Genomic DNA, 13,595 nt, shown 5'->3' with positions numbered 1-13,595 from the left:
ATTCAGGCAGAGTGTCCTTATGGATGACCTGTACCCGCCGATCCATGTGCGCGCCGAGGGCATGCTCGACGTCGGCGACGGGCACCGGATCTACTGCCAAGAAGCCGGGAACCCGGACGGCAAACCCGTGGTCGTCCTGCACGGAGGCCCTGGTAGCGGCATCTCCTCCATGGCCCGGCGGCATTTCGACCCCGAGGCCTACCGGATCATCCTGTTCGACCAGCGCGGTGCCGGCCGCAGCACGCCGCATATCGGCAAGCCGGACGTCGACCTGTCGGTCAACACCCTCTGGCACCTCGTCTCGGACATGGAAAAACTGCGCGAACGGCTGAATCTCGACCAGTGGCAGCTCTTCGGCGGCTCGTGGGGCGCGACCCTCGCCCTCGCCTACGCCGAAACCCACCCGAGCCGCGTCAGCGAGATCATCCTGCGCGGCGTTTTCACCGTCCGCGGCAGCGAACTCGACTGGATTTACAACGGCGGCGCCGCGAACCTCTTCCCCCGCGAGTGGGAAGCCTTCCTCGCGCCGATCCCCGAAGACCGCCGCGACGACCCGCTGTCGGCGTACCGCGAACTCGTCTATCACCCCGATCAGGCGATCCGGGAGCGTGCCGCCATCGCCTGGAGCACGTGGGAAGGCGCGATCGTCTGTCTGCGCCCGGATCCGGCCTTCCACAACCAGTACGCGTCGCCGGACTTCGCGGTCACCTTCGCGCGGCTCGCGTTGCACTACTTCTGCCATGGCGCGTGGCTTGAGGATGGGCAGCTGATCCGGGAGGCCGGGAAGCTGTCGGGGATCCCGGGTGTCATCGTGCAGGGGCGGTACGACGCGGTGTGTCCGCCGGCGACGGCTTACGAGCTGCACCGGGCTTGGCCGGACTCGAAGCTGGAGCTGGTGGAGGCGGCGGGGCACGCGGTGACGGATCCGGGAATGCTGGCGGCGTTACGTGAAGCGACGGACTCTTTCCGGTCGGTTTGATCAAGACGCCTGAGCCGACGTCGTCTGCCAGGGCAGCGTGGCGGGGCCTTTCCTTCGCCCTCGTTATCCAGGCAATCGAGACAACATCTGCACGAGTTCGTCCGGGAACTCTGCCATATGCGGTTCGGCGCAATATCTCACAGTGCCAGCCGCCGAGATGAACTCCATCGCCGAATACTCTCCGCCCGACAGCATCTTCGCGGACATTCCCAAAGGGACAACAAAATCCGCTTGAGCCCCATCTGTCAGTGAATCAACGAATTCGGTTTCCTCCGAGAAGACGAGCTCCACGATTGAATCCAAAACCCCTGCCAGTCCTGAGATGTCCACGCTACGGGAGAGCTCAAGCATGTCTTCGTACTCGGCGAATCCGAGTCGATTTACGCGGAGATGCCGCCTGCTCACATCATTTCCCTCGGTAGCTGACTCACCTTCACCCCTTCGAACACGCTTCCTCGGATTTCAGCCGCACCCTCGGCTTTCTCAGCCTTTAGGACGCGAGGTCGCTGTCGACGGTCAGGTCGCAGACCCGCCACATCTCGGACCACGACCGCTTGCTCGCATGCGAACGCGCATCCGTCACCACCGAACCGCGGAACGTGGAAGCGGCCGGGCACGCCGTGACGGACCCGGGGACCCTGGCCGCGCTACGGGTAAGTGACGGATTCCTTCGACGAAGCTGGCTTTGGCATGCAAATGGCCGATGACAAGCCGGGTTCAGACCAATAGCGTTCCCCTTGATCATCGTTCTTGGGGGGATCCAGGTGTCTTGATCGTCGCGCAGCACCATGCTGTGGCCGCGACACACCTACTTCGGCCTGCGCGCGATCACACCAACCGGAGCTCTCTTCGCCTGAAGGAAGCAGGTTCGATGCGTATTCGAAGATCCATCGCCGCCGCGACGACCGTCTTGACCGCTCTCGGCGTCACGGCCGTCACGGCGCCTGTCGCCTCGGCTGCGCCAGTACTGCCGTCTGGGTTCGTATTGACCGACATGCCGTCCGGGCAGCCGGCAGGTGAACTCACCGACGCTGCCTATCTGCCGGACGGCGGCGTCCTCACCACCGGCAAACGGGGCTCCGTGCACTGGACGCCGAATGGTGGGCAGCCACAAGAAGTCGCTTCGATCCCCGTCTACTCCGGGGGCTCACTCGGCTTGACGAGCATCGCGGTGGCCCCGGATTACCGCACCAGCCGGACGATCTACACAGCGCGAGCGCTGACGACCGGCACCGGCGACCGTGTTCTCCGCGTCAGCAAATGGCACGCGCAAGGGGATGAGGCGCCCACCGCGCTCACCGACGAATCGGTGGTCCTCGAATTCGCCGCGAACTCCGACAGCAGGGGAATCCAGGATCTCGCGGTGGATCCGACCGGCAGCGCCCTCTGGATCGCCGTCGGCGACAACGCGACCGACGACACCGTCGACAGGTTCGCGCTGCACGCGCTCGACCCGAATCAGCCGACCGGGAAGATTCTGCGGGTGGACCCGAGCGGGCTCGGCGTCGTGGACAACCCGTTCTACGACTCCACCGAGCGCGCGTCCTGGCGAAGCCGCAACTATCTCAGCGGTCTGCGCGACCCGCGCCTCGCGCTCGATCCGCGAGGCGGAGTGGTCGTCACGGACACCGGCCGGACGGTACGGCACGAGGTGAACATCGCACTCCCCGGTCAGAGTTCGAAATGGCCTTGCTGGGAAGGGACCGCCAAGACGGCCGGCTACCAGGAGCTGCCTGAGTGCGCCGGCGTGATGAACACCGCGCCGAAGTTCGAGATCGGCCAGGGTGGCAGCGGCGCGGTCAGCTACAGCGGGGAGTCTTACCCCGAGACTTACCGCGAAAGCCACTTCGTGGCCGACAAGGGCGCGGGGACCTTGTCGACGTTCAGCTCCGGCAGTTCGGCGGAGACGGTGAACCCAGCCACCGTCTTCGCATCCGCGCTCGGGAGCCCCGTCTCGATCACGACAGCTCCCAACGGAGACATCGTGGTGGCCGACGCCGAAAGCTCGGCGCTGCGACGGTTCAGCTACGGTCCCGCCAACAAGGCCCCGGTCGCGAACTTCACCGCGACCATCGATCCCGCGACTCGAACGGTCTCGTTCGACGCGGGCATGTCGACGGACCCGGACTACGACCATCTCACCTACCAGTGGGATTTCGGTGACGGCACGACCGGCAGCGGGCGCACTTCAGAGCACACCTACGGGTCCGAGAACGTGACCACCGCCACCCTGACCGTGAAAGACGTCCACGGCGTCGTGGCGAGTTCGAGCCAGACGATCACGCCCGATATGGCGGGTCCGACGATCACGCTGCTCCCGCCGGTTCAGGGCACGGTGTACTCGTCGAGGGACACGGTCGCGATCTCGGCGGAATCGGACGATCCCGTCGACGGGCCGATCACCGTCGCCTGGAGGGCGGAACAACGACGTTGCCCCACGAACAACAGCTGTACGACCACCTTGGTGCGCACCGGCACGGGATCGACTCTGAAGCTGGACTTCCCAGTGGAGACCGACAGCAGCCTCGTACTCACCGGGACCGTGACGAACGGCCGCAACGTCGTGGCCAAGGCACGATATGTCGCCCAGCCACGCCTTGCCCGTCTCATGGTCGTCGGCTCGCACCCGGCCCAGATCACCGTCGAGCCGGGCCGGAGCGCGAACCGCTTGGCGACCGCCGGATCCCCGCTGAAGCTCTCGGCGCCATACACCGCTCTCGACGGCGCCACGTTCCACCGGTGGGCGGACAGCTTCGGCACCAATACACACCGGGAGATCCTGATGCCCGCCGGGGATCTCACGCTCCGCGCGGACTACCTGTCACCCATCGAAAAACGCTATGCGGAAGAGCCCGCGTTGCGTACGACATTGGGTGCGCGTGTGGGACGGGAAGTCATCGAAAGCCCCGGCCACTGGCAGGCCTACGCCAACGGCCGCCTGTATTGGACTTGGCGGACCCACGTGACCGCGGTCCATGGCCGGATCCACGAGAAATACGTCGCGCTGGGCGCACATGCCTTCTTGGGAGCCCCGAGCGTGGACGAGTTCCCTGGCAAAGTGGGTGACGGCCGCTTCAGCCACTTCGAAGGCGGACCGACGACCGGTGCCGGGACGATCTACTGGACAGCGGCCTCCGGCGCGGCGGCGATCTACGGGCCAGTTCGGGAGAAGTGGCTCGAGACCGGAGCGGAAGCCGGTGTGCTCGGCCATCCGACCACCGACCTGGCGGCGACACCGGACGGAGTCGGCCGGTACAGCCACTTCGTCAACTCGTCGATCTACTGGTCGGCGCAGACCGGGGCGCATTTCGTCTTGGGGTCGATCCGGGAGAAGTGGAAGGCTCTCGGTTGGGAGAGACACTTCGGCTACCCCACCACGGACGAGACCGGTACCCCGGACGGGGTGGGCAGGTACAACCATTTCAGTCAGGGCGGTTCGGTCTACTGGACGCCGTCGACGGGTGCCTATGAGGTCCACGGCTGGATCCGTGAACGCTGGGCCGCCGTCGGCTGGGAAAACGGGCTCGGCTACCCGACCACCGACGAGACCTGGACGCCGAACGGCACCGGGAAGTACAACCATTTCCGCAAGGGGAACGAGGAACACTCGATCTACTGGCGGTTCGGCACCAGCAGTGCTTTCGATGTCCGAGGCGCGATCCGCAATCGCTGGCGGCAACTCGGCTGGGAGACCTCGTATCTCGGTTTCCCGACCAGTGGCGAGTACGACGTTCCCGGCGGCAAGCGCAGTGACTTCCAGAACGGCTACGTCGTCTTCACGGCCGCGACCGGCGCGGTGGTGGACCGTCGGTACTGAGTGAATTCGAAAACGCCGGTGCGGCCCGCAAAGGCCGCACCGGCGTTTCGCTGTCTACAGCCGTCCGCCGGAGGTCGTGTCGCCGGAAAGCCGTTGCGCCAGATAGACCGGGACTGTCGAGGCCAGGATCAGGACCGCCGCAACGACGTTGACGATCGGTGCCTGGTTGGGCCGGAACAGGTTGTTGAGGATCCAGATCGGCAGGGTTTCCAGTCCGGTGCCGAGGGTGAACGTCGTGACGATGATTTCGTCGAACGACAGCGCGAAGGCCAGCAGGCCGCCTGCCAGGAGGGCCGACCGCAGCATCGGGAAGGTCACCAGGCGGAACGTCGTGAGGCCGTCGGCGCCGAGGTCCATCGACGCCTCTTCGAGGTTGCCGCCCATTCGCCGCAGGCGCGCGACGACGTTGTTGAACACCACCACGATGCAGAACGTCGCGTGCGCGACGATCGCGGTGAACAGGCCGAGGTCGATGCCGAGGATCGTGCGGAAGGCGTTGTTCAGCGCGATACCGGTGACGATGCCGGGCAGCGCGATCGGCAGGATGATCAGCAGCGACACCTGGTTGCGGCCGAAGAAGCGGTACTTCTGCAGCGCGAAGGCCGCCATTGTGCCTAGCACCAAGGCGATCGCGGTGGCCGCGAGTCCGGCTCGGACACTCGTCCACAACGCGTTCAGCGCGCCCTGGTTCTCCGCGGCCCGTCCCCACCATTCGAGGGTGAAGCTCGACGGCGGCCAGCCGAAGGTGGTGTCCGCGTTGAAGGAGTTGAGCAGGACCACCAGCAGTGGGAAGTAGATCACCGCGAGGCCGAGCACGAGCGCCGACAGCAGCAGGTATTTGGTCGTCCGGGAAAGCCGCATCGCGCGCTCCTACAGGTTGTCCAGCGCGCCCGTGCGGCGCACGGCGGCGAGGTAGGCGAGCATGATCACCACGGGTACGGTCGCGACGGTCGCCGCGAACGGCAGGTTGTTGGCCGCGCCGATGTTGTCGTAGACGACGTTGCCGAGCATCTGCGACGTGCCGCCGACGATCTTCACCGCGATGTAGTCGCCCAGCGACAACGAGAACGTGAAGATCGAGCCGGCGACCACGGCCGGGAACGTCACCGGCAGCACCACCGAACGGAAGGTCCGGAACGGCCGGGCGCCGAGATCGCCGGAAGCGTCCACCAGGGAGTTCGGCAGCCGTTCCAGGCCCGCGTAGATCGGCAGGATCATGTACGGCAGCCACAGGTACGAAAGAGTGATCACGGTCGCGAGCACGCCGTAGCCGGGGGTGTCGAGGCCGAAGGGGTTCAGCAGCCAGTGCAGGACACCGTTGCCGGACAACATGGTCCGCCACGCGTAGGCCTTCACCAGGTAGCTCGCCCACAGCGGCGTCATGACGGCGATCACCAGGAGCCGTCGCGCCCTCGGCGAGGCGAATTTGGCCATGTAGAACGCCATCGGGAAGGCGATGATCGCGGTCACCACGGTGACCAGCGCGGCGATCCCGACCGTCCGGAGGGTGATCGTGCGGTACACCGCGTCACTGAAGAGGGTGACGAAGTTGTTCAGCGACCACTCGGTCACGACCTGGCCGGTGAAGACGTCGGTGCTCCAGAACGCGGTCACGAACAACGCGCCCAGCGCGCCGAGGTAGGCGAGGCCGAGCCACAGCATCGGCGCGGAGAGCAGGATTCCCAGTCGCAGCCTGGGTTTGCGGTACAGGAAGGCGGAGGTCTTCCGCCGCGGCGAATCGAGGGTGGTCGTCATCATCTCCACCTAGAAGTGGGACCGGGAGCGGCCGGCGTTGGGGGGCACCACCGACCACTCCCGGAGTTCGGGAGGTCAGCCCTTGATCTCGGTCCAGGCGCGGGTCCACTCGCCGTAGTCCTTGCACTTGACGTCGGTGCGGCCGTCGAGGCACTGCGTGATCGGCGTCGTCCAGTAGGCGATCTTCGCTGCGTACGCGGCGTCACCGGCGTGGAAGGTCTCGCAGTGCGCCTTGTTCTTGGTTTCAGCGCACGCCTTGGGGTTCGACGGCGATTCACCGAAGTACTCGGCCACCTGCGCGTTGGCCTTCGGGCTGACGATGTGGTTCAGCCACTTGTAGGAGCAGGTCTTGTGCGGCGACTTCGCCGACACCATCCAGGTGTCCGACCAGCCGGTCGCGCCTTCGGACGGCAGCACGGATTCGACCGGCGCGCCCTCGCTCTTGGTCAGGTTCACCGTCACCTGCCATGCGGTGCCGACGACGGCGTCGCCGCTCTTGAGCGCCTGGCTTTCCTTCAGGTAGTCCGACCAGTACTCCGCGACCATCGGGCGCTGCTGCTTGAGCAGGTCGACGGCGGCCTGGAACTGCTTGTCGTCCAAGGCGTACGGGTTCTTGATACCGAGTTCGGGTTTGTGCGTCTGCAGGTACAGCGCGGCGTCGGCGATGTAGATCGGCGAGTCGTAGGCGGTGATCTTGCCCTTGTACGGGCTGTTCGCGTCGAACATGACGGACCACGACGTCGGCGCCGGGTTCACCTTGTCGGTGCGCCAGGTGAGCAGGTTCGCGCCCCAGCCGTGCGGCACGCCGTAGGAGACGTTGTTGACGCTGTTCCACGGGCGGTTCTTGAGGAAGTCGAAGACGTCGGCGTAGTTCGGCACGAGCGCGGTGTTCACCGGTTCGACGTCTCCGGACGCGATGAGCCGCAGCGAAGCGTCACCGGAGGCGGAGATGACGTCGTACTGTCCGGTCTTCATCAGGCTCACGGCCTCGTCGGAGGTGCCGAACGCCTTGACGTTGACCTTGCAGCCGGTCTCCTTCTCGAAGCCGGTGACCCAGTCGACGGCCGGGTCGTTGGAGCCGTTCTCCGCGTAGCCGGGCCAGGCCAGCACGTTGACCTGGCCTTCCGGCTGGCCGAGCTGCGCGAGCGCGTCGAGCTTCGGCGGGGTGAAGCCCTGCCCGCCGGGCGCGGCCGCGGTGGAACTGGATCCGGACGTTCCGCAGGCGGCCACGAGCAGGCCGGCGCCGAGCAGGCCGGCGAGCGCGAGTTTCCTGTTCTTCATTGAACAACCTTTCGGTGCTGGGGAGAATCAACCGGCTTCGGGGACACGGAAGCTGTGTTCGTGCCGCCAGCTCAGGCGGACGCGGCCGCCCTCGAAGTCCGCGGGTTCGGCGGTGTTCTGCCGGACCACGGAGAGCTGGCCGCCGGCGTCGAGGGTGACCTCGTAGCGCACGGTCGCGCCGGCGTAGACGGTGTTGGTGACGGTGCCGGTGGCGCTGGTCTCGCCGACGTCCGCGGATTTCGAGAGATCGGCGTCGATGCGGATCTTTTCGGGGCGGATGCTGAACACACCGGGTTTGCCGATGATGTTCTCGGCGCCGCCGCCGCTGAGCAGGTTCGAGGTGCCGACGAAGCCGGCGACGAACGGCGACGCGGGCCGCTCGTAGACCTCGACCGGTGAGCCGACCTGTTCGATGCGGCCGGCGTTGAACACCGCGATGCGGTCGCTCATCGTCAACGCCTCGTCCTGGTCGTGGGTGACGAAGATGAAGGTGATGCCGACGTCGCGCTGGATCTGTTTCAGCTCGGTCTGCATGGTGTGGCGCAGTTTCAGGTCGAGGGCGCCGAGTGGTTCGTCGAGCAGGAGCACCTTCGGCCGGTTGACCAGTGCCCTGGCGAGCGCGACGCGCTGACGCTGGCCGCCGGAGAGCTGGTCGGGTTTGCGCTCGCCGAACTCGCCGAGCCGGACGGTGTCGAGAGCCTCCTTCGCGCGTTGACGCCGCTCCGCGCGGGGGACGCGCTTCACCCGAAGGCCGTACTCGACGTTCTGCTGCACGGTCATGTGCGGGAAGAGCGCGTAGTCCTGGAAGACGGTGTTGACGTCGCGGTCGAAGGGCGCGAGGCGGCTGACGTCGCGGCCGTGCAGTTCGATCTTGCCCGCGGTCGGCAGTTCGAAGCCGGCGATCATGCGGAGCACGGTCGTCTTGCCGGAGCCGGACGGGCCGAGCATCGAGAAGAACTCGCCGGGCGGGATGTCGAGGTCGACGCCGTCGACCGCGTGGACCTGGCCGAACTCCTTGCGCAGCCCGCGCAGCCGGATGGCCGGAACGTCGCCTCCACCTGCGGAAGTGATAGCAAAGGTCCCTTGCTCCCCCGCGGCGGTCGTTGGCGCTTGATGAGGCATGGCGTGCCTTTCGGTGGTCGTCACAGCGCGCTCATCACGTGCTTGACGCGGGTGTAGTCCTCGAGGCCGTAGAGCGAGAGGTCCTTGCCGTAGCCGGACTTCTTGAAGCCGCCGTGCGGCATTTCGGCGACCAGCGGGATATGCGTGTTGATCCACACGCAGCCGAAGTCGAGCTTTCCGGCCAGCCGCATCGCCCGCTGGTGGTCGGTGGTCCACACCGACGACGCGAGCGCGTAGTCGACGCCGTTGGCCGCGGCGAGCGCTTCGGCTTCGGTCTCGAAGCGCTGCACGGTGATGACCGGGCCGAAGACCTCCGTCTGGCTGATCTCGTCGTCCTGCCGGACGCCGGAGATCACCGTCGGTTCGTAGAAGTAACCCTCGTCCCCATGCCGCTCACCTCCACAGTGGACCGTCGCGTGCGCGGGCAGCCGGTCGACGAACCCGGCGACCCGGTCGAGCTGGGCGGCGTTGTTGAGCGGCCCGTAGGTGACCGAAGTGTCGTCGGGTTTGCCGGTGGTCGTCGCCCGCGCCTGCCGGGTGAGCGCCGCGACGAAAGCGTCGTGGACCTCGTCGGCGACCAGGACGCGTGTCGCCGCGGTGCAGTCCTGACCCGCGTTGAAGTACCCAGCGGCGGCGATGCCCTCTGCGGCCGCTTCGATGTCAGCGTCGGCGAAGACCACTACGGGCGCTTTACCGCCGAGCTCGAGGTGTACGCGCTTCACGTCCTTCGCGGCCGAAGCGGCAACTTCGATCCCGGCGCGGACGGAGCCGGTGATGGACACCATCGCGGGGATCTCGTGCTCGACGAGCGCGCGCCCGGTGTCCCGGTCGCCGCAGATCACGTTGAGCACGCCGGGCGGCAGGAATTCGGCGCAGATCTCGGCGAGGAGCAGGGTCGACGCGGGTGTCGTGTCGGCCGGTTTGAGCACCACGGTGTTGCCCGCGGCGAGCGCGGGGGCGATCTTCCAGACCGCCATGAGGAGCGGGTAGTTCCACGGCGTAACCTGCGCGCACACGCCGATCGGCTCTCGGCGGACGAAAGAGGTATGCCCTTCCATGTACTCGCCCGCCGACCGTCCTTCGAGGACACGCGCGGCCCCCGCGAAGAACCGCAACTGGTCGACGATCATCGGCAGTTCCTCGGCCGCGGTGAGCGCGACCGGCTTGCCGGTGTTCGCCGATTCGACGAGTACGAGGCCGTCCGCGCGTGCTTCGACGGCGTCGGCGATCTTCAGCAGCGCGAGCTGGCGCTGCGCGGGCGTGGTGCCGCGCCAGGTTTCGAAGGCGGCGGCCGCGACCTCGAGCGCGCGGTCGACGTCTTCGGGGCCGGCGACGGCGGCGGTGCAATACGGGCGGCCGGTGACGGGATCGAAGATGTCGGCGACCTTGCCCGACGCGGATCCGCTGTACTCACCGCCGATGAAGTGCTTCAACTGCTGCACGAGAGCTCCTGGCTACTGGGCCTGGGGGCGTGAGGCGATAGCAAAGGTCCCTTGCTCCCTTGTGGGGCGGCGCGGGAGCTAAAACATATAAGTCCAGATGTTAAATGACAAGACGATGGGGCAAGATTGCTTCCATCGGGTAGCGGTACGGGCGAAGGGCCACCATGCGTAAGGGGATGTCGCACAGCGCGCGATCAGCGATGTTCGCGCCGCTCGACCAGATCGGCCGGGCGGAAGCGGTCACCGCGCGACTGGTCGACGCCATCACTCTCGGGCTGCTGGCCGACTCGGAGCAGCTGCCGAGCGAAGCCGAGCTGGCCTCGCAGTTCGGCGTCTCCACTGTGACGGTTCGCGAAGCGCTCGTGGCCTTGCGGCAGCAGGGGCTCGTGGAGACGCGACGCGGCCGAGGCGGCGGAAGCTTCGTGAAGACGCCTGCCAACCCTTCGGCCGCTTCGTGGCGAGAGCGCCTTCGCACGGTTTCGCTGTCCGAACTCCGTGACGTCGGCGATCACTATCTCGCCATCGCGGGCGCCGCGGCCAAACTCGCCGCCGAGCGGAGTTCGCCCGAGGACATCGAGCGGCTCGAACTGGCGACCGAGGACATCCGCACCGCCACCGGCGCGGAGGCATCGCGCGCCGAGCGCCAGTTCCATCTCGAAGTCGCCGCGGCCGCCCAATCGCCGCGGCTGACCAGAGAAGAAGTGCAGTTGCAGAGCGAACGAGGCGGATTGCTGTGGCTCCCACTCGAGCCACACGGAACCCGCGAGAACGCCTACGCCGAACACCGCGCGATCGCCGCCGCCATCGCGCAGGGAGACGGCGAGCTGGCCAGGAAGCTCACCGAGGAGCACATCCTCGAAGCGATAGACCGGCTGGCGGACGTGCATTTAGACCTTCTGGCCCCTTAAGCTGCGGCATCCGCGCATCCGAGGTGAGCATCGTGAACGACACACCGTCCGCCGGTTCCGAGGTCGTGGAACAGGTATCCACCCTGGTCGAGGACGTCTTCGGCCGACTGAAGCCGGTACTGGCCGGCGCCGAAGGGCTCCTGGCCGGATCCGCCGATGCCACCGCCGAAGACCTGACCCGCCTCCGGCCGCAGGTCTTCGACGTCCTCGGCGGCCTCGTCGTCGGTGCCGGGTTCATCAGCGCGCCGAACGCGCTGACCGATCAGGAATTCGCCTTCGAATGGTGGACCGAGACCGGCGACGCCGAGCCGGCGCAACTGGTCATCAGCCTCGATCCGGACAGCGAACACTTCCTCGACTACACCCGGCAGTCGTGGTTCACCGTCCCGCGTGACACCGGCCGCCGCCACATCAACGGCCCGTACGTCGATTACCTCTGCACCGACGAATACACGCTGACCTTCACGGTTCCCGTCCAGCGCGGCGGAGAGTTCGCGGGGGTCGTCGGCGCGGACATCTACGTGCGCGAGGTCGAGCGCCTGCTGCAACCGAAACTGCGCGCGCTCGGCGGCCGCGCGGCACTGGTCAACGCCCAAGGCCGGGTGATCGTGTCGAACAACGCGCGGCAGGCGACCGGTTCCCTGGTGCGCGACGTCGACGTCCCGGCCTGGTGGTCCGCCGGCGCGGAGCCGGCCACGACGGAGAACGGAACGCGGCTGCGGCGCTGCGGGGATTCGCCGATCGCCCTGGTCAGGTCCGAGCGCTGACCTGCAGCGCGAGCCAGAATTCGGCGCGCACACCAGGGGAATCGAGATCGCGGCCGGTCAGTTCGGCGACCTTGCGCATGCGGTTGCGCAAGGTGTGCCGGTGCACGCCGAGCCGCGCGGACGCCAGATCCCAGTGACCGTGGTGTTCCAGCCAGCAGGTCAGTGAGGCGACCAGTTCGCCCCGGCCGGTTTCGTCATGCTGCCGCAGCGGCGCCAGCAGGCTGTCCGCGAAGGCTTGTGCCGCTTGGGAATCCACCATCTCCAGGAAACCGCGCCCGGCATGATCGGCGAACCGGACCAGCGGGGAGCGCTCGGCCTTCGCCGCTTCCGCCGCCTGCTTCGCCTGCCGGAGCCCGGCCGGGAAGTCCACTATGGACACCGGTTCGGACAGTCCGGCGTGCAGTCCGCCGGTCCGGGACACCAGCCGGGTGACGGTTTCCGCGTCGCCGAGCGCGACCACGAACGCCCCGGACTCGCCGAAGAACACCGACTCCCCGGACACTTCGGCGTCGAGCGTGTCGGCGAGCGACCGGCGCGCCCCTGCGGGACCGGCGACGGCCAGCACGGACCACGGCGCTTCCGGGACACCGCCCCAGAGTGACTTCATCGTGCGCGTGGCGAGCTCGGTGTGCCCGGCGGCGAGCAGGTCGATCGTCCCCGACCTCAGCCGTCGCAAGGCACCGACGTGCTCGCGATTCTGTTCCAGGGCAAGGGAAAGCAAGGAGACCGCGGTGTTGACGATGTGCTGCCCCGCGGCATCGAGCGACTCGTGGGTGCCGACGGCGAGCACGCCCCGGGCACGGGTGTCGAGCGTCTGCAGCACGACCTCGTACTCCCCCGCCACCGTCACCAGCGTGCCCGCACGCAGCCGCGCGAAGTCGTCCTGGAGTTCGTCAGCGAAGGGTCGCGCGGAAGGCGAAGCTTCGGTGACCGCGCCCGAAGAGTCGAGCAGGAGCACCCAGCCGTCGACCAGTTTCGCCAGTTTGCGCACCACCCCGCCGGGACCACCCTTGCCGACGGCCGTCCTGGTCAGCTCCTGCTGCCCCTTGCCGGTGCGCACGAACGAGGCGTACTCGTCGGCGGCGACCGCGCGGGAGACCGCGCGCGTGATCGCGATGAACGGCGTCTTCCTCGGCACTTCGAGCACCGGGAGCCCGACCTCTTCGGCGCTGTCCACAAGGGACTGAGGGATGCTTTCGTGGCTGAGGCCGACGCCGAAACCGAGCCCCGCCACGCCGGCGTCGACGAGCCGCCGGACGTAGCCGGGCGACGTGGTCTCATCGAGCGCGAGGCCGGTGGTCAGCAGCAGTTCGCCGCCTTCGAGGAAGGCCTGCGGATCGGTCAGTTCGGTGGGGTGGACCCAGCCGATCGGCCGGTCGAGCCCGGCCTCCGCCGCACGCACACGCAGGCCGAGCGAACGTTCGGCCACCAGTGCGGCGAGGGTCAGTGCCATGTTGTCCAACTCTACGCCTCGATATAGACAAGATGTCGAGCTGACGCGGGCCGCGCGGGCTCCCATCCTGG

Annotated in this window: 11 protein-coding genes; 4 read left to right on the top strand and 7 right to left on the bottom strand. The window is 67.3% G+C overall.

The annotated features are described in order from the left end of the window. The first annotated feature begins 19 nt into the window (after positions 1-19). Positions 20-979, top strand: a complete 960-nt coding sequence (gene pip / locus DMH03_RS37505) for a prolyl aminopeptidase (RefSeq protein WP_125796710.1) — start codon at positions 20-22, stop codon at positions 977-979. 63 nt (positions 980-1,042) lie between these two features. Here pip and DMH03_RS37500 read toward each other — a convergent pair whose 3' ends face one another. Continuing rightward, a complete protein-coding gene (locus DMH03_RS37500; protein ID WP_125796709.1) occupies positions 1,043-1,270 on the bottom strand; it encodes a hypothetical protein in 228 nt (75 codons plus the stop codon). A gap of 580 nt (positions 1,271-1,850) precedes the next feature. On the opposite strand from DMH03_RS37500, the gene DMH03_RS37495 reads away from it, so the two are divergent. Next, on the top strand, positions 1,851-4,796 hold the full coding sequence (locus DMH03_RS37495; protein ID WP_125796708.1) for a PQQ-dependent sugar dehydrogenase: 2,946 nt from the start codon (positions 1,851-1,853) through the stop codon (positions 4,794-4,796). 54 nt (positions 4,797-4,850) lie between these two features. Here DMH03_RS37495 and DMH03_RS37490 read toward each other — a convergent pair whose 3' ends face one another. From DMH03_RS37490 to DMH03_RS37470, 5 genes are all read right to left on the bottom strand, one after another. Beyond that, complete coding sequence (locus DMH03_RS37490; RefSeq protein ID WP_125796707.1) at positions 4,851-5,657, bottom strand: ABC transporter permease; 807 nt, start codon at positions 5,655-5,657, stop codon at positions 4,851-4,853. A 9-nt stretch (positions 5,658-5,666) separates the two neighbouring features. Further along, on the bottom strand, positions 5,667-6,551 hold the full coding sequence (locus DMH03_RS37485) for an ABC transporter permease (protein ID WP_125796772.1): 885 nt from the start codon (positions 6,549-6,551) through the stop codon (positions 5,667-5,669). A 75-nt stretch (positions 6,552-6,626) separates the two neighbouring features. After that, positions 6,627-7,832 carry an ABC transporter substrate-binding protein gene (locus tag DMH03_RS37480; RefSeq protein ID WP_125796706.1) on the bottom strand — a complete coding sequence of 402 codons (1,206 nt, stop codon included), beginning with the start codon at positions 7,830-7,832 and terminating at the stop codon, positions 6,627-6,629. A 27-nt stretch (positions 7,833-7,859) separates the two neighbouring features. Beyond that, positions 7,860-8,954 (bottom strand): ABC transporter ATP-binding protein, encoded by a 1,095-nt coding sequence (locus tag DMH03_RS37475; RefSeq protein ID WP_370311029.1) that lies wholly within the window; start codon positions 8,952-8,954, stop codon positions 7,860-7,862. Between the two features lie 20 nt (positions 8,955-8,974). Further along, entirely contained in the window at positions 8,975-10,396 is a 1,422-nt protein-coding gene (locus tag DMH03_RS37470) for a gamma-aminobutyraldehyde dehydrogenase (RefSeq protein ID WP_125796704.1), read from the bottom strand. A gap of 164 nt (positions 10,397-10,560) precedes the next feature. Here DMH03_RS37470 and DMH03_RS37465 point away from each other — a divergent pair, with 164 nt between their 5' ends. Further along, the gene (locus DMH03_RS37465) at positions 10,561-11,304 is read left to right on the top strand and encodes a FadR/GntR family transcriptional regulator (RefSeq protein WP_125796703.1); all 744 of its coding nucleotides are present in this window, start codon (positions 10,561-10,563) and stop codon (positions 11,302-11,304) included. 32 nt (positions 11,305-11,336) lie between these two features. After that, entirely contained in the window at positions 11,337-12,071 is a 735-nt protein-coding gene (locus DMH03_RS37460) for a cache domain-containing protein (protein ID WP_125796702.1), read from the top strand. Here the strand turns inward: DMH03_RS37460 and DMH03_RS37455 are convergent. After that, on the bottom strand, positions 12,055-13,524 hold the full coding sequence (locus DMH03_RS37455; RefSeq protein WP_199749173.1) for a PucR family transcriptional regulator: 1,470 nt from the start codon (positions 13,522-13,524) through the stop codon (positions 12,055-12,057). The two genes, DMH03_RS37460 and DMH03_RS37455, sit on opposite strands and share 17 nt — an antisense overlap. Between the last annotated feature and the right edge of the window lie 71 nt (positions 13,525-13,595).

The organism is Amycolatopsis sp. WAC 01376 (genome assembly GCF_003947415.1).
Taxonomy (GTDB): Bacteria; Actinomycetota; Actinomycetes; order Mycobacteriales; family Pseudonocardiaceae; genus Amycolatopsis.
This window is presented reverse-complemented; position numbering and strand designations above follow the sequence as displayed.